Raw genomic sequence first — 16,297 nt, 5'->3', positions numbered from 1 at the left:
AGTGGTCATCTGCGGGGACCCCCAATCTTTTTGCGAGGTACGGGGGGTGACCCGGTACTCTGGTCTGCGGCACCGACCTCGCGGACCTTCCGCCGGCCGGTCGCTTCCCGTACGGGGCCTTAGCTCAGTTGGTAGAGCGCCGTCTTTGCATGGCGGATGTCAGGGGTTCGACTCCCCTAGGCTCCACAGCAGACCCCTCTGAACTGCGGAAACGCAGGCAGGGGGGTCTTTTCGTGCCAGCCTGGCCGTGGGCCCGATCCGCGCGTCCGGAGCGGCGCCGCAGTACCCGCCGCACAGACGGAGGTGGCCGGACGCGGCAGGGCCCTCCTCTTCTCCCGCGGGCCACGCGGTGAGCGGCGGCCGCTCGAAGACGGCTGCGAGGTCGTCCGGTGAGACAGGGGGCGCGGACCAGAACTCCTGCGCGGCCACCATGCCGTTGGACTCCTCCATCCAGTGCCGCACCGCGGCGCTCATGGCCCCGGTCGACTGCTGGGCTCCACAGCAAACCCCCTGACCTGCGTAAACGCGGTCAGGGGGTTGCGGGTTCCGTCCGCGCGGTTCAGCCGTCCGGTTTCACGTGAAACGGCGTGCTGCCCGAGCGCGGCCGGCCGGGCTCAGCGGTTCTTGTCGTCACGGGACCGGGACCCATGCTCCTCGGCCTCCTTCGCCTGGACCTCGGGGTCGAGCGGGGAAGTGCCGTCCACCGAGCTGAGACGGCCCGTCTCCGGGACCTCTGTGGCGGCCGGGGGCTCGACCAGCCAGTCCGGGTTGGCTTGCTTGTCCCACCACTTCCAGGCGGCGAAGGCCGCACCGGCCAGCACGCCGAACACCGCGAACGCCTTGAAGGCACGGCCGCACGACGAGCGCCTCTGGTTCCGGCGGGCCAGCTTCTCGATCTCCTCGGCCGATACGTTGCCGCGCAGCGCGGCCAACGCGGCGGCACCGCGCGCGGTCGCCTCCTCACGGACCGGACCGGCCGCCGCCACGGCCTGCTCGATCCTCGGGCGCGAGTAGTCGGCGGCCTGCCGGGCCGCCTTTCGTGTCAGGTCGGCGGCGTCGTGTGCCGCCTGGTCCATCTTCGGCGGCACATGAGTGCGGGCCTGCTCCAGGCGCGGCACGAGACGGGCGTCGTACTGGACGCGGGCCTGCTCGGCGGCCTGCGACACCACGGGCGCGAGCCGTACGCGTGCCTCCTGTGCGTAGTACGCGGCACGCTCCTTTGCCGTGTCGGCGTAGGGCGCCACCGCTTCCGCGGCGTGCCGCACGCTGTCCTTCGCCGAACTGGTCGCGGCGCGCACGCTGTCTTTGCGGGTCACGGGTTTCCTCCTCCTCGGTGGCGTACGGTATTTCGACTTTCCACCCTTTTACGGATCATGCCTGTCCGCGGGCCGGGCGGCGCGCGAGGACGGGCATACGGGTGCAACCAGAGCTAAGAGGGGCTTGCCGACGACAATGCCACGGATCGACGCCGTGCGCCCCCGCATGACAGAAGGGGTTCCGCAAGTGATTCGTGAGGATCCGCGCCCGGAAGCTCCGGGCGGGCGTCGGACCCGCCGTACCGTGCGAGGATCGTGAGCACTGAATCCGAGCACAACGGAAGGCGGACCGTGGCAGAGCAGCTCTACGCCACCCTGAAGACCAGCCTCGGCGACATCGAGGTCCGGCTCTTCCCGAACCACGCGCCCAAGACGGTCAGGAACTTCGTCGAACTGGCGCAGGGTGAGCGTGAGTGGACCCACCCGGCCACCGGCGCCCTCTCCACCGACCCGCTCTACGACGGCACCGTCTTCCACCGGGTCATCAGCGGCTTCATGATCCAGGGCGGCGACCCCCTCGGCACCGGCATCGGGGGCCCCGGCTACAAGTTCGAGGACGAGTTCCACCCCGACCTGCGCTTCGACCGCCCCTACCTGCTCGCCATGGCCAACGCCGGCCCCCGCACCAACGGCTCCCAGTTCTTCATCACGGTCAACCCGGCGCCTCACCTCAACCGCAAGCACACCATCTTCGGCGAGGTCGTCGACCCGGCGGGCCAGAAGGTCGTGGACAGCATCGCCGCCGTTCCCGTCAGCGGACCCAACAAGCGGCCGGTGAACGACGTCGTCATCGAGTCGGTGGTCGTCGCGAAGCGCGCCGGCTGACCCGGTCCGAAAGGGAAGCACCCGAAGGGAACCAAACGCCCCGCTCGTCCGTAAGGATGGGCGGGGCGGAACACTGCCCACGACGAGCGAGGGGACCCCATGGAGGACCAGGCGGCAGGCAGCGCGCGCGACGCCCACAGCCTGCCCAAGTGCTACCGGCACCCGGACCGGGAGACCGGCGTGCGCTGCACCCGTTGCGAGCGCCCCATCTGCCCCGAGTGCATGGTCAGCGCCTCCGTGGGCTTCCAGTGCCCCGACTGCGTCCGCGGCACCACCGCCGGCCAGAGCGGCCCGCCCCCGGCCGCCTCCCAGCCCCGCACCCTCGCCGGCGGCACGATGACCGCCGACCCACGGCTGCTCACCAAGATCCTTATCGGCCTCAACATCGCCGTCTTCCTGGTGCAGAAGTCCGTCGGGGACAGTTTCACCAACCACTTCGAGATGATCGGCCAGGCTCAGTACTCCCAGTTCAGCCCGCTGGAGGGAGTGGCGCAGGGCCAGTACTACCGCATGCTGACCGCGATGTTCCTGCATGACCCGACGAACCCCATGCACATCGTGTTCAACATGCTCAGCCTCTGGTGGATCGGCGGCCCCCTGGAAGCCGCCCTCGGCCGCGCCCGCTACATCACGCTCTACATCGTCTCCGGCCTGGCCGGCAGCGCCCTCACCTATCTGCTCGCCGCCCAGAACCAGCCCTCGCTCGGCGCCTCCGGCGCGATCTTCGGCCTCTTCGGCGCCACCGCGGTGCTCATCCGCCGGCTCAACTACGACATGCGGCCGATCATCGCCCTGCTGGTGATCAACCTCATCTTCACGTTCAGCGGCGGCATCGCCTGGCAGGCCCACATCGGCGGCCTGGTCGCCGGTGTCGTCACCGGCTACGCGATGGTGCACGCCCCGCGCGAGCGGCGGAACCTGATCCAGTACGGCACCTGCGCCCTCGTGCTGGTGGTGGCGGTCGTCCTGACCCTCGTCAGAACCGCTCAGCTGACCTGATCACGGCGGCTCACCGCACCGATACCGAACCGTTGTCCACAGTCGGTCGCGGATCTTGTGCACAACGTGCACGCACAACTGTGCCCCCTGCCCATCGCTTGCGTTTCCGCAGGTCAGGATAGGGGGCGAACAGTCAGGCGAAGGGTGTTGTGGTAGTCGTACCGGTGTCAACACCCAACGGGTTATCCACAGATCGTCTTCTTTTCCCCAGGTCCATACACAGGCCTGTGGATAACTCAGCGGATAACCCTGGGCAGAGCTACTTCCACTGTGTGGAGACGCCGAAGCCGGCCGCGATGAAGCCGAAGCCCACGACGATGTTCCAGTTGTCGAGGCTGTCGATCGGCAGTGAACCGTCGGTCACGTAGAAGACGACGATCCAGGCCAGCCCGATGATGAACATGGCCAGCATCACCGGCGCGACCCAGGCGCGATTGTTGAGCTTGATGGCGGTCGCCTGCTTCGCCGGGGGCGGCGTGTAGTCGGCCTTCTTGCGGATACGTGACTTCGGCACGAGGGTCTCTCCTGTCGATGCGCTGCGTGGCCGCGCAGGTAACTGGGTCGGGCTCGGGGCAGCGTACAAGGGGACAGTAAGGGCAGACTGAGCGCTCCCCCGGGCGTCCGTTAGCGTAGTGCTTCCGTGGCGCTGAAGGAGATAAGGGTACGTTGAGCAATTCTGCCGACTCCAACGCGACCGGATCAACGGCTTCCGGCCCTGCAGACAAGGACGGTTTCCGGACCGGCCCCCGCTCCCGCCTCCGTCCGGTGCGGATCCTCACCGTGGGCGTCTTCGCCCTGGCCGGTCTGCTCTTCTTCACCAGCTTCAACACGGCCAAGGGCACCGACATCCGCTCGGACGACAATCTGCTCAAGCTCTCCGACCTGATCCAGGAGCACAGCCGCAAGAACAAGGAGCTGGACGAGTCCAACGCGAGCACCCGCGACCAGAACGAGAAGCTCGCCAAGCGCGACGACGGCTCCACCAAGGCCCAGGACGACCAGCTCGCCGGTCTGGAGAAGGACGCGGGCACCGAGAAGCTGACCGGCAAGGCGATCACCGTCACGCTCAACGACGCCCCGCCGAACGCCACCGCCAAGCTCCCGGGCTACCCCGAGCCGCAGCCCGACTACCTGGTCATCCACCAGCAGGACCTGCAGGCCGTGGTGAACGCCCTGTGGCAGGGCGGCGCCCAGGGCATCAAGGTCATGGACCAGCGGCTGATCTCCACCAGCGCCGTGCGCTGCGTCGGCAACACGCTGATCCTCCAGGGCCGGGTCTACTCACCGCCGTACAAGATCCAGGCGATCGGTGACCCGGCGAAGATGCAGAAGTCGCTCGCGGACTCCGAGGCGATCCAGAACTACATGGTGTACGTGAACGTGTACGGCCTCGGCTGGAAAGTGACCGAGGACGGGACGGTGACTCTTCCGGGCTACTCGGGCACAGTGGATCTGCACTACGCGAAACCCGTGGAGTAAGCAGCTCGTCACTTTCTGGAGCCGCCGGTGCGCGTGATCGTCAGGACCGTCAGCGAGCTCTGCATCACTGTCGGCACGCTCATCCTGCTCTTCGTCGCGTACGTGCTGTTCTGGACGGGTGTGAAGGCCGACAGCGAGATGCACGACCAGATCGACCAGTTACAGCGGCGGTGGTCGGCGACGGCCACGGTGCACCCCACGGCGAAGGCGAGCACCGCACCCGCGACCTCCGCCGCGTACCACTACGGCTCGCCCTTCGCGATCATGTACATCCCCCGGTTCGGTTTCACGTGGAACAAGCCGGTCCTGGAGGGCACCGGCACCGACGTGCTGAAGAAGGGCCTCGCCCACTACGCCCGGACCGCCCGGCTCGGCCAGGTGGGCAACTTCGCGGTCGCCGGCCATCGGCGCACGTACGGCGACCCGTTCCTCGACTTCCCCAAGCTGCGCGAGGGCGACGCGATCGTCCTGACGGACGGGACGACCTGGTTCACGTATCGGATCGACAAAGGCCCTTACAAAACAGTTCCGACGGACGTTGAAGTGATCGACCCTGTGCCACGTAAGTCGGGGTATACGCGTCCGGGGCGCTATCTCACGCTGACCACGTGCGATCCGGAGTGGGGGCACAGCCATCGGCTGATCGTCTGGGCGCACTTGGACTCCACACGGCCTGTGGAGTCAGGCAGACCGGGGGCGCTGCGCCGTTAGTCTGGTGCAGTACGGCGGGATTCTGGTGCCGTGGTGGAACGGAAGGGACGGCATGTACGGCTGGATCTGGCGGCATCTGCCGGGCAACGCGTGGGTGAAGGCGCTGATCTCACTCCTGCTCGCCCTGGCCGTGGTCTACGTCCTTTTCCAGTACGTCTTCCCCTGGGCCGAACCACTGCTGCCCTTCAACGATGTGACGGTGGACAACCAGTGAGCGCGCGGATTCTCGTCGTCGACAACTACGACAGCTTCGTCTTCAACCTGGTCCAGTACCTGTACCAGCTGGGTGCCGAGTGCGAGGTGCTGCGCAACGACGAGGTGTCGACGGCGCACGCCCAGGACGGGTTCGACGGGGTGCTGCTCTCGCCCGGTCCCGGGACGCCGGAGGAGGCGGGCGTCTGCGTGGACATGGTCCGGCACTGCGCCGCGACCGGAGTCCCGGTCTTCGGCGTCTGCCTGGGCATGCAGTCGATGCAGGTGGCGTACGGCGGTGTGGTGGACCGGGCGCCGGAGCTGCTGCACGGCAAGACCTCGCTGGTCGAGCACGGCGGCAAGGGCGTCTTCGCGGGCCTGCCCTCGCCCTTCACCGCGACCCGCTACCACTCGCTGGCCGCGGAGCCGGCGACGGTGCCGGCCGAACTGGAGGTGACCGCCCGCACCCACGACGGGATCATCATGGGCCTCAGACACCGTGAACTCCCGGTGGAGGGCGTGCAGTTCCACCCCGAGTCAGTGCTGACCGAACACGGGCACCGGATGCTGGCCAACTGGCTGGTGGAGTGCGGTGACCAGGGGGCCGTGGCCAGGTCGGCGGGGCTCGCCCCGGTGGTGGGCAGGGCCACGGCGTGACCGCGCTGCGCCCCGAGCGCGAGACCGGTGCCTCGTACGGGGATCAGCCGTACGAGGAGTCAGGCGCGCTTGGGGAGACGGCGTTTCTGCCGCCTCTTCCGCAGATCGACGAGGAGACGGTCGCGCTGCGGATCCCCGATCCGCCGCCCATATCGGCCTCTGCGGGCACAGCGGCCCTCGCCCGCACCGAAACCCCAGGGGGTGGCCGAGCGGCCCGCAGAAAGGCCGCCAAGCGGCGCGGCGGGCGCCGTGGCGGCGCACCTGAGACCGCGCCGCCGGAGAACGCCGCGCCGGGCGGCGCACCGGGGCGGCCGCTCTCCCGGGTCGAGGCCCGTCGGCAGCAGCGGCTGCGCAAGCCCAGCCCGGCCGTCGTGGCGAGCCGGGCGATAGGCGAGGTGTTCATCACCACCGGCGTGCTGATGCTGCTGTTCGTCACGTACCAGCTGTGGTGGACGAACGTCCGCGCCCACGCCCAGGCCGGCAGCGAGACCAGCAGCCTCCAGAAGGACTGGGCGAGCGGCAAGCGCGCCCCCGGTGTCTTCGCGCCCGGGCAGGGCTTCGCCATCCTGCACATCCCCAAGCTGGACGTGGTGGCGCCGATCGCCGAGGGCGTCAGCAACAAGAAGGTCCTCGACAAGGGCATGGTCGGGCACTACGGCGAGGGTGCGCTGAAGACCGCGATGCCGCAGGACAAGACCGGCAACTTCGGTCTGGCCGCGCACCGCAACACGCACGGTGAGCCGTTCCGGTACATCAACAAGCTGGCGGCCGGTGACGCGGTCGTCGTCGAGACGCAGGACGAGTACTACGTGTACAAGGTGACGTCGATGCTGCCGGTGACGTCCCCGAGCAACGTGAGCGTGCTCGACCCGGTGCCGAAGGGTTCGGGCTTCACCCAGCCGGGCCGGTACATCACACTCACCACCTGCACACCGGAGTTCACCAGCAAGTACCGGTTGATCGTGTGGGGCAAGATGATCGAGGAACGCCCGCGCAGCAAGGGCAAGCCGGACGCGCTCGTCGAGTAAGGGCAGAGGCAGAGGAACTGTGGCAGCGACCACCGACGACACCGAAGAGCAGACCGACGCGCCGGACGCGGCAGCCGCCGCGCGCCGCCGGCCGACCGGCCGGATCGCCATGGCGGTCAGCGTCTTCGGTGAACTCCTCATCACGGCGGGCCTGGTGCTCGGCCTGTTCGTCGTCTACTCGTTGTGGTGGACGAACGTGATAGCGGACCGCAAGGCCGACCGGGCGGCCGACAAGGTCCGGGAGACCTGGGCCCAGCAGGACACCGGTCCCGGCGCGCTGGACACGAAGAACGGCATCGGCTTCCTGCACGTGCCGTCGATGAGGAACGGCGAGGTCCTCGTCGAGAAGGGCACGTCGACGGACGTCCTGAACAACGGCGTGGCCGGCTACTACACGGACCCGGCCAAGGCCGTGCTCCCCTCCACCGGCAAGACCGGCAACTTCACCCTCGCCGCCCACCGCGACGGCCACGGCGCCAAGTTCCACAACATCGACAAGGTGAAGGTCGGCGACCCGGTCGTCTTCGAGACCCGCGACGACTGGTACGTCTACAAGGTCTACGACATCCTCCCCGAGACCTCGAAGTACAACGTCAAGGTCCTCTCCCAGATCCCGAAGGAATCCGGCAGGACCAAGCCGGGCCACTACATCACGCTGACGACCTGCACGCCGGTGTACACGAGCCGCTACCGGTACGTCGTGTGGGGCGAGCTCGTCCGCGTGCAGAAGGTCGACAGCAAGCGGACGCCGCCGAAGGAACTGCGCTGACGGACGAGAACCGAACATGAAACGTCCCGGCGTCCTCCACGAGGACGCCGGGACGTTTCTCATGCGCTGCCGTGTCAGCCGAAGGTACCGCCGAAGAAGTTGGTACCGCCGTTGTTGCCACCGTTGTTGCCGGTGCCCTGCGTGGTCAGGGTGACTGTCGTGCTGCCGGGGTCGCCTTCGGGGGTGTTGGCCTGCGGGTCCTGGCTGATGACGATCGCGTTGTCGCTGGAGTCGCCGTTGATCTGGACCTGGGTGAAGCCGGCCCCCTGCAGGGTCTGCCTGGCCTGCTTCACGGTCTGGCCGAACACGCTCGGCACGGCCGTCTGCTGCTGGGTCTTGCCGACGTTGATCGTCACCGGAGTGTTCTTCTGGACCTGCTGGCCGACCGCCGGGTTGGTCGAGACGACCTTGCCGTCCTGGGTGGGGTCGGTGACGGGTGTGTCGGCGCAGGTCGGGACCAGGCCCAGGGACTGCAGCTCGTTCTTCGCGTCGTCGCAGGACTTGCCGGTGATGTCAGAGGGGATGGTGACCTTGTCCGGGGCCTTGGCGACCGTCAGGGTGATGGTGGAGCCCTTCTGCACCTCCGCCCCGAGGCGTGGGTTCTGGTCCAGGACTGTGCCCGGGTCCTCACCGGAAGTCTGCTGCTTCGTCTTGACGACGAACTTGTAGCTGTCGCCCTCAAGCTTCGACTTGGCGTCGTCGATGTTCTGGCCGACGACGCTCGGTACGACCACCTTGGGCGCGCCCGTCGACACCACCAGGTTGATCTTGTCGCCCTTGTTGACGTCCGAACCCGCTGTCGGGTCCTGGGAGCAGACGCTTCCCTTGGGAGCGTTGTTGCAGGTCCTCCGGGTCGGCGTGCCCAGCTTCAGGCCCGAGTTGTCGGCCATCCTCTGCGCGTCCGCGTAGGTGTGGCCGACGAAGTCCGGGGCCGCGAAGGGTTTGTCCGCGCCGCCCCCGCTGACCACCCATTTCCCGATCAGGATCGAACCGACCAGCACCAGGATGCCCGCGACCACGAGCAGGATCGTGGACGTGTTGTTCTTCTTCTTCTGCTGGCGGCGGCGGTCCGGGCGTTCGTCGTAGCCGTAGCCGCCGTCGTCCGGGTTCATCGGGGGGAGCATGGTGGTGGCGCCGGCGTCGGAGCGCATGGCCGTGGTCGGCATGTCGTCCGGGTAGCCGCCGTAGCCGACGGAGCCCATGGCCGCGGTGGCCGCGACCGGCTGGCCGTCCAGGCACGCCTCGATGTCGGCGCGCATCTCGTCGGCCGACTGGTACCGGTAGTTCGGGTCCTTGACCAGGGCCTTCAGGACGATGGCGTCCATCTCGGGCGTGATCTCGGGGTCGAAGACCGACGGGGGCTGCGGCTCCTCGCGGACGTGCTGGTAGGCGACCGCGACGGGGCTGTCGCCCACGAAGGGCGGGCGTACCGTCAGCAGCTCGTAGAGGAGGCAACCCGTCGAGTAGAGGTCCGAGCGGGCGTCGACCTGCTCGCCCTTGGCCTGCTCCGGCGAGAGGTACTGGGCGGTGCCGATGACGGCCGCCGTCTGGGTCATGGTCATGCCGGCGTCGCCCATGGCGCGGGCGATGCCGAAGTCCATGACCTTGACCTGGCCGTTGCGCGTCAGCATGACGTTCGCCGGCTTGATGTCACGGTGGACGATGCCGCTGCGGTGCGCGTACTCCAGGCCCTGGAGGATGCCGATGGTCATCTCCATGGCGCGCTCGGGCAGCAGCTTGCGGCCGGAGTGCAGGAGCTCCCGCAGCGTCGAGCCGTCCACGTACTCCATGACGATGTACGGGATCGAGACCCCGTCGATGTAGTCCTCGCCCGTGTCGTAGACCGCGACGATCGCGGGATGGTTGAGCGAGGCGGCCGACTGGGCCTCCCGGCGGAACCGGGCCTGGAAGGACGGGTCGCGCGCGAGGTCCGCGCGCAGCGTCTTCACCGCCACCGTGCGGCCGAGCCGCGTGTCATGGGCGAGGTAGACCTCCGCCATGCCACCACGGCCGAGCACGTGGCCCAGCTCGTACCGGCCGCCGAGGCGACGCGGCTCTTCCATAGTTCCCTACCAGCCCTCTCCGTCGGTCCCGACCGGCACGGGTGTGCGGTCGGAGGCTGCCATCCGGGCCTACCGTACCCGGCTGTGTTTGTGTGACCTGGCCAAGCCCGTAACCCGATACAGGACCGGTATGTCAACGTGCACCGATGTGAAGGGGACGTGAGCGGGGTCACTTCTTGCTGTTGATGACCGCCTCCATCACGCTCTTCGCGATCGGGGCCGCCAGACCGCCGCCGGAGATGTCGTCACGGTTGGCCTGGTCGTCCTCGATCACCACGGCGACGGCGACGGGCTTGCTGCCGTCGGGGAGCTTTGCATAGGAGATGAACCAGGCGTAGGGGTTCTCGCTGTTCTCCACGCCGTGCTGGGCGGTACCGGTCTTGCCGCCCACGGTGATGCCGTTGATCTGGGCGTTCGTACCGGTGCCCTCCTTGACGACCGTCTCCATCATCGACTGGAGGATCTGGGCGTTGCCGGACGACAGCGGCTGGCTCATCTGCTCGGGCTCGGTCTGGGCGACGGTGTCGAGGTTCGACGACTGCAGCTTGTCGACCATGTACGGCTTCATCAGCTTGCCGTCGTTGGCGACCGCGGAGGCGACCATGGCCATCTGCAGCGGGGTCGCGGCGGTGTTGTACTGGCCGATCGAGGACAGCGCGGTCTGCGACTGGTTCATGCCGTCGGAGAAGACCGAGGCGCTGGAGCGGGTCGGGGTGAACTGCTCGGCGTCGAAGCCGAACTTCTTCGCCTCGGCGAGCATCTTGTCGTTGCCGAGGTCGGCACCGATCTTGCCGAAGACGGTGTTGCAGGAGAACTTGAGCGCGTTCCGCATGGTCGCGTTCTTGCAGGGGATGTTGCCCTCGTTCTTCAGCTCGGTGGTGGTGCCGGGCATGACGTAGGGCAGCGGGGAGTCGGTCTTCTCGTCGGCCGACTTGTAGAGCCCGTTCTCCAGGGCGGCGGCGGCCGTGACGACCTTGAACGTGGAGCCGGGCGGGTAGGTCTCGCGCAGCGCCCGGTTCAGCATGGGGTCGTTCGGGTTGTACTTCTTCTGCAGCTTCTTCCAGGCCTCGGCGTCGGCGTCCGAGGTGCCGGCGAAGCTGGAGGGGTCGTACGACGGGTAGGAGGCGAGGGCCAGGATCTTGCCCGTGGAGGGCTCGATCGCGACCACCGCGCCCTTGCCGCCCTGTGCCTTCAGACCGCTGTACGCGGCCTTCTGCGCGGCCGCGCTGAGGGTGGTGACGACGTTGCCGCCCTGCTTCTGCTTGCCCGTGATCATGTCGAGGGTGTTGCGGAAGAAGAGCCGGTCGTCGTTGCCGGTGAGGATGCCGTCCTCCACGGACTCCATCAGGTTGGCGCCGAAGGCCTGGGAGGCGAACCCGGTGACCGGCGACCACATGGGGCCGTCCTTGTACGTGCGCTTGTACTTCAGGTCGTTGAGACCGGAGGAGTTGGTCGCCGTGGAGCCGGTGATCGGGTTGCCGTCGACGATGATGTCGCCGCGCGGGGTGGAGTAGCGGGCGATGGTGACGCGGCGGTTGAGGGTGTCCTGGCGGAGGGTGTCGGCCTTGACGTACTGGAGCCAGTTGTCGCGCAGCAGCAGGGTGAGGACGAGGAGACCGCAGAAGATCGCGATTCGGCGCAGGGGCTTGTTCATGACGGGCGGACCACCTGGGTCATCTCGGCATCGGGGTTGCTGACGGGGGCGGGCGCCGGGCGCCGTGCGGTGTCGCTGATTCTGATGAGGATGCCGATGAGCGCCCAGTTGGCGATCACGGACGAACCGCCGTACGCCAGGAACGGCATCGTCATACCGGTCAGCGGGATCAGGCCCATCACACCGCCCGCGACGACGAAGACCTGGAGGGCCATCGCGCCGGAGAGGCCGACGGCCAGCAGCTTGCCGAAGGGGTCACGGGCGGCGAGGGCGGTGCGCACGCCGCGCTCCACGATCAGGCCGTAGATCAGCAGGATCGCCATGATGCCGGCCAGGCCCAGCTCCTCGCCGAAGGTGGCGAGCACGAAGTCGGAGTTGGCGGCGAACCGGATCAGGTCCGAGTGGCCCTGGCCCAGACCGGTGCCGAGGGTGCCGCCGGAGCCGAAGGCCCACAGGGCCTGCATCGACTGCTCGGAGTGGCCGGCCACGCCCTGCTGGCTGAGCTTGTACTCCTTCAGCGGGTTGAGCCAGGCCTGGACGCGCTGCTGGACGTGCGGTTCGAAGCTCGCGACACCGACGGCGCCGGCCGCGGACATCAGCAGACCGAAGACGATCCAGCTGGTCCGCTCGGTGGCGACGTACAGCATGATGACGAACATTCCGAAGAACAGCAGCGAGGTGCCGAGGTCGGTCTCGAAGACGAGGATCAGGATCGAGATGAACCAGACGACCAGGATCGGGCCGAGGTCGCGGCCGCGGGGCAGGTAGAGGCCGATGAAGCGGCGGCTCGCAAGGGCGAGCGCGTCGCGCTTCACCATCAGGTAGCCGGCGAAGAAGATCGCCAGGACGATCTTCGCGAACTCACCGGGCTGGATGGAGAACCCGGCGACCGAGATCCAGATCTTCGCGCCGTAGATGTTGGCGCCGAGGCCCGGCACGAGCGGCAGCAGCAGCAGGGTCAGCGCGCCGACCATGGAGATGTACGTGTAGCGCTGCAGGACGCGGTGGTCCTTGAGGAAGACCAGCACCACGATGAACAGGGCGATGCCCATCGCGGTGTACATCAGCTGGCGGGGTGCCGCCGTGCCCGCCTGCTTGATGGACTGCAGCAGCTTGGACTGGTCGAGCCTCCAGATGACGACGAGCCCGAGGCCGTTGAGGAGCGTGGCCAGCGGCAGCAGCAGCGGGTCGGCGTACGGCGCGAACCGGCGTACGGCGAGGTGGCCGACACCGGCCAGCAGCCCGAGGCCGAGACCGTAGCTGAGCAGGCCGGCCGGCACCTTGTCGTTGATGGCCAGGCCCACGTTGGCGTAGGCGAACACCGGGATGACGACGGCGAACACCAGGAGCGCCAGCTCGGTGTTGCGTCGGCTGGGTGCGCCGATGGCACCGATCGTGGACGTGTGATGGGTCGAGCTGTTGGTGGAACTACTCATCGTGTGACAGGGCCTCTCACGGCTTGCCTACTGCTTACCGCACAGCGAGACGACCTTCTGCTCATCCTCCGAGAGGGTGGGGCCGGGGCTGGGGGTCGCTGAGGGGGACGGGGACGGTGACGCCGTGGAGGACGCCGAGTTCGAAGGGCTTGGCGATGCCTTGGACGTGAGAGAGGTCTTGGTGGTTCCCGTGGTGCCGCCGGCCTCGCCCTGGCCGGTCTTGGCGCCGGCCTTGGACTCGGCGGTGGTGCGCTCCGACTCCTTCTTGCAGGCGGAGGCCTGTACGGCCAGCTCCTGGACCTTGGACCGGGCGTCCGTGAGGCCGCCCTCGGCGATGGTCGCCTTGACCTGCTTCTGCTGGTACGGCGGCAGGTACTTGAGTTCGATCTCGGGGTGGTCCGTCTCCACCTTCGACAGCGAGACCCAGGCCAGGTCCTGGCTGATGCCCTGGTAGAGCGCGACGTGCTCGCCGTTGGCGCCGACGTAGTACTGCGTCTGCGTCCAGCGGTAGCCGCCGTACAGCCCCCCGCCGATCACGGCGAGGGCGAGCACGCCGAAGAAGGATCTCTTCAGCCACTTGCGGCCCTTGCGGGGCTTGACGAAGTCGTCGTCGGTGTAGCCGCCGAAGCTGTCGGTGGGGACGTAGCCGGTGGTGTCGCCCGAGCCGGGCGGCCCGAACTCGCCGCCCCCGCCGTGGGCCTGCCGGCCGAGGTTGGCGGCGCGGCCGGCCGGGGTCTGCATGTAGCCGTTGTCGTGCAGGTGGTGCTGGTTCTCGGCGACCGCGCCGACCACGACCGGGGTGTCGGAGAGCTGGCCCGCGAGGGTGTCGCCGGTGTCCAGGTCGAGGACGTCCGCGATGATCACCGTGATGTTGTCGGGGCCGCCGCCGCGCAGCGCGAGCTGGATCAGCTCCTGCACGGTCTCCTGCGGGCCCTGGTAGCTGGCGAGTGTCTCCTCCAGGGTCTGGTGGGAGACGACGCCGGAGAGCCCGTCGGAGCAGATGAGGTAGCGGTCACCCGCGCGCACCTCGCGGATGGAGAGGTCCGGCTCGACGTGGTCGCCGCTGCCGAGCGCGCGCATCAGCAGTGAGCGCTGCGGGTGCGTGGTGGCCTCTTCCTCGGTGATCCGGCCCTCGTCGACGAGGCGCTGCACCCAGGTGTGGTCCTGGGTGATCTGCGTGAGCACGCCGTCACGGAGCAGGTACGCGCGGGAGTCGCCGACGTGCACGAGGCCGAGCCGCTGTCCGGTCCACAGCAGGGCGGTGAGGGTGGTCCCCATGCCCTCCAGCTGCGGGTCCTCCTCGACCATGGCGCGCAGCTGGTCGTTGGCGCGCTGCACGGCGTGGCCGAGGGAGGTGAGGATGTCGGAGCCGGGCACGTCGTCGTCGAGCGTGACCAGGGTGGAGATCACCTCGGAGGAGGCGACCTCGCCGGCGGCCTGGCCGCCCATGCCGTCGGCGATGGCGAGCAGACGGGGACCGGCGTAACCGGAGTCCTCGTTGCCCTCCCGGATCATGCCTTTGTGCGATCCGGCGGCGAAGCGCAGTGACAGACTCATGCGCACCTCGCCCGTCGGCTCCGGGTACATCCGCACGGTGCCCACCCTCCGGTCGGGAGCGCACCGGGGACCGGCGTCCGGTCCGCCGCTGCGTGCTCGCTCCGCTCGCGCCTATCCATGATGTAGCACTACTTCCGCAGCTCGATGACGGTTTTGCCGATGCGGATCGGCGCGCCCAGCGGGATCGGCGTGGGAGTCGTCAGCCGGGACCGGTCCAGGTAGGTGCCGTTGGTCGAGCCGAGGTCCTCGACGATCCACTGGCCGTCGCGGTCCGGGTAGATCCTGGCATGCCGGCTGGAGGCGTAGTCGTCGTCCAGCACGATCGTCGAGTCGTGGGCGCGGCCGAGGGTGATGGTCTGGCCCTGGAGGGCGACCGTCGTACCGGTGAGGGTGCCCTCGGAGACGACCAGCTTGGTGGGGGCGTTGCGGCGCTGCCGGCCGCCGGCCGCGGGCTGCTGGCCGCGCTGCTGAGGGGGAGCGGCCTGCTGCCGGGCGGCGGGCTGCTGCCGGCGCCCTTCTTCCCTACGCGATCCGCGCTGGGTGACGCGCGTACCGAACAGGTCGCTGCGGATGACCTGCACGGCCACGATCACGAACAGCCACAGTACGGCCAGGAAACCCAGCCGCATGACCGTGAGGGTCAGCTCTGACATTGCCCCCGCTTCACCCTTCGGCTTGCCGGTAAATGATGGTGGTGCTGCCCACGACGATCCGCGAGCCGTCGCGGAGCGTAGCGCGGGTGGTGTGCTGCCCGTCCACCACGATGCCGTTGGTGGACCCGAGATCCTGGATCGTCGAGGGCGAACCGGTCCGGATCTCGCAGTGCCGGCGGGAGACGCCGGGGTCGTCGATCCGCACGTCGGCCTCGGTGCTGCGGCCCAGCACGAGCGTCGCGCGGGAGATCTGATGGCGGGTGCCGTTGATCTCGATCCAGTAGCGAGTGCGGGCGCCGGGTGCCGGGGCGCCGACGGGACCCGAGGGCGGCCGCTGGGCGGCCGGCTGGGTCGGCTGCGGGTATCCGTAGCCGCCGGGGCGGGCGCCGGGCGGCGGGGCGCTCGGCATCGGCGGGGCGGCGGCGCTCTGCTGCGGGTAGCCGTAGCCACCGGGGCGCTGCGGGGCACCGCCCGCGGGGGCGCGCTCGGGGGCCTGCTGGTTGCTGGAGGAGGCCAGCGTGCGGCTGCGCACCCGGTACAGGCCGGTGTCGAGGTCGTCGGCCTTCTCCAGGTTGACCTTGATCGGCCCCATGAAGGTGTAGCGCTGCTGCTTGGCGTAGTCGCGGACCATCCCGGCGAGCTCGTCGCCGAGCTGCCCGGAGTAGGGGCTGAGCCGCTCGAAGTCCGGCGCGCTCAGCTCCACGATGAAGTCGTTGGGTACGACGGTCCGGTCCCGGTTCCAGATGGTCGCGTTGTTGTCGCACTCGCGCTGCAGCGCGCCGGCGATCTCCACGGGCTGGACCTCGGACTTGAACACCTTCGCGAAGGTGCCGTTGACCAGACCTTCGAGACGCTGCTCGAACTTCTTCAGGACTCCCACAGGGCACCTCCTCTGTCGCCTTGCCCGTACTGCCTGCCGTTGCCGTTACCGCTCACTGATCGTATCTACGCGCCCGGC

At 68.6% G+C, this 16,297-nt stretch carries 16 protein-coding genes, 1 tRNA gene and 1 pseudogene; 9 read left to right on the top strand and 9 right to left on the bottom strand.

All coding sequences use genetic code 11. The features are described from left to right. Positions 1-113: 113 nt before the first annotated feature. Positions 114-186 (top strand) — tRNA-Ala (locus BLW82_RS21345). Here the strand turns inward: BLW82_RS21345 and BLW82_RS46320 are convergent. After that, positions 160-480, bottom strand: a pseudogene (locus BLW82_RS46320) (DUF6183 family protein); the annotation flags it as partial. The gene BLW82_RS21345 and the pseudogene BLW82_RS46320 overlap by 27 nt on opposite strands. A gap of 134 nt (positions 481-614) precedes the next feature. Continuing rightward, on the bottom strand, positions 615-1,316 hold the full coding sequence (locus tag BLW82_RS21335; protein ID WP_093500788.1) for a DUF5324 family protein: 702 nt from the start codon (positions 1,314-1,316) through the stop codon (positions 615-617). A gap of 291 nt (positions 1,317-1,607) precedes the next feature. Between BLW82_RS21335 and BLW82_RS21330 the strand changes: the two genes are divergently transcribed. Further along, positions 1,608-2,141, top strand: coding sequence for a peptidylprolyl isomerase (locus BLW82_RS21330; RefSeq protein ID WP_093500786.1), 534 nt, complete (start codon positions 1,608-1,610; stop codon positions 2,139-2,141). A 99-nt stretch (positions 2,142-2,240) separates the two neighbouring features. Next, positions 2,241-3,140 carry a rhomboid family intramembrane serine protease gene (locus BLW82_RS21325; protein WP_093500784.1) on the top strand — a complete coding sequence of 300 codons (900 nt, stop codon included), beginning with the start codon at positions 2,241-2,243 and terminating at the stop codon, positions 3,138-3,140. A gap of 259 nt (positions 3,141-3,399) precedes the next feature. Here BLW82_RS21325 and crgA read toward each other — a convergent pair whose 3' ends face one another. Further along, entirely contained in the window at positions 3,400-3,654 is a 255-nt protein-coding gene (gene crgA / locus BLW82_RS21320) for a cell division protein CrgA (protein ID WP_093500782.1), read from the bottom strand. Positions 3,655-3,806: 152 nt separating this feature from the next. Between crgA and BLW82_RS21315 the strand changes: the two genes are divergently transcribed. The 6 genes from BLW82_RS21315 to BLW82_RS21290 are packed head-to-tail and all read left to right on the top strand — an operon-like array spanning position 3,807 to position 7,976. Continuing rightward, positions 3,807-4,619 (top strand): DUF881 domain-containing protein, encoded by an 813-nt coding sequence (locus tag BLW82_RS21315; RefSeq protein ID WP_093500780.1) that lies wholly within the window; start codon positions 3,807-3,809, stop codon positions 4,617-4,619. A 27-nt stretch (positions 4,620-4,646) separates the two neighbouring features. Continuing rightward, complete coding sequence (locus BLW82_RS21310; protein ID WP_093500778.1) at positions 4,647-5,330, top strand: class E sortase; 684 nt, start codon at positions 4,647-4,649, stop codon at positions 5,328-5,330. Positions 5,331-5,382: 52 nt separating this feature from the next. Further along, positions 5,383-5,544, top strand: coding sequence for a hypothetical protein (locus BLW82_RS21305; protein ID WP_177233025.1), 162 nt, complete (start codon positions 5,383-5,385; stop codon positions 5,542-5,544). Beyond that, positions 5,541-6,179, top strand: coding sequence for an aminodeoxychorismate/anthranilate synthase component II (locus tag BLW82_RS21300; RefSeq protein WP_093500774.1), 639 nt, complete (start codon positions 5,541-5,543; stop codon positions 6,177-6,179). Before BLW82_RS21305 ends, BLW82_RS21300 begins: the two co-directional genes overlap by 4 nt. Further along, the gene (locus BLW82_RS21295; RefSeq protein ID WP_093500772.1) at positions 6,176-7,207 is read left to right on the top strand and encodes a class E sortase; all 1,032 of its coding nucleotides are present in this window, start codon (positions 6,176-6,178) and stop codon (positions 7,205-7,207) included. The genes BLW82_RS21300 and BLW82_RS21295 overlap by 4 nt, the downstream gene beginning before the upstream one ends. 19 nt (positions 7,208-7,226) lie before the next feature. Beyond that, a complete protein-coding gene (locus BLW82_RS21290) occupies positions 7,227-7,976 on the top strand; it encodes a class E sortase (protein ID WP_093500770.1) in 750 nt (249 codons plus the stop codon). Positions 7,977-8,050: 74 nt separating this feature from the next. On the opposite strand, the gene pknB is transcribed toward BLW82_RS21290, so the two are convergent. From pknB to BLW82_RS21255, 6 genes are all read right to left on the bottom strand, one after another. Then, complete coding sequence (pknB, locus tag BLW82_RS21285) at positions 8,051-10,039, bottom strand: Stk1 family PASTA domain-containing Ser/Thr kinase (protein WP_093500768.1); 1,989 nt, start codon at positions 10,037-10,039, stop codon at positions 8,051-8,053. 169 nt (positions 10,040-10,208) lie between these two features. Beyond that, complete coding sequence (locus BLW82_RS21275; RefSeq protein ID WP_093500766.1) at positions 10,209-11,693, bottom strand: peptidoglycan D,D-transpeptidase FtsI family protein; 1,485 nt, start codon at positions 11,691-11,693, stop codon at positions 10,209-10,211. Continuing rightward, complete coding sequence (locus BLW82_RS21270; protein ID WP_093500764.1) at positions 11,690-13,129, bottom strand: FtsW/RodA/SpoVE family cell cycle protein; 1,440 nt, start codon at positions 13,127-13,129, stop codon at positions 11,690-11,692. Before BLW82_RS21270 ends, BLW82_RS21275 begins: the two co-directional genes overlap by 4 nt. Before the next feature lie 27 nt (positions 13,130-13,156). Next, complete coding sequence (locus BLW82_RS21265) at positions 13,157-14,716, bottom strand: Stp1/IreP family PP2C-type Ser/Thr phosphatase (protein ID WP_177233304.1); 1,560 nt, start codon at positions 14,714-14,716, stop codon at positions 13,157-13,159. 98 nt (positions 14,717-14,814) lie between these two features. Then, a complete protein-coding gene (locus BLW82_RS21260; RefSeq protein ID WP_093500760.1) occupies positions 14,815-15,339 on the bottom strand; it encodes an FHA domain-containing protein FhaB/FipA in 525 nt (174 codons plus the stop codon). Between the two features lie 10 nt (positions 15,340-15,349). Continuing rightward, complete coding sequence (locus tag BLW82_RS21255) at positions 15,350-16,219, bottom strand: FhaA domain-containing protein (RefSeq protein ID WP_093500759.1); 870 nt, start codon at positions 16,217-16,219, stop codon at positions 15,350-15,352. Between the last annotated feature and the right edge of the window lie 78 nt (positions 16,220-16,297).

Source organism: Streptomyces sp. Ag109_O5-10 (assembly GCF_900105755.1).
GTDB lineage: Bacteria > Actinomycetota > Actinomycetes > Streptomycetales > Streptomycetaceae > Streptomyces.
The sequence above is the reverse complement of the archived record's forward strand: the minus strand, read 5'-3'. Positions and strand labels throughout refer to the sequence as shown.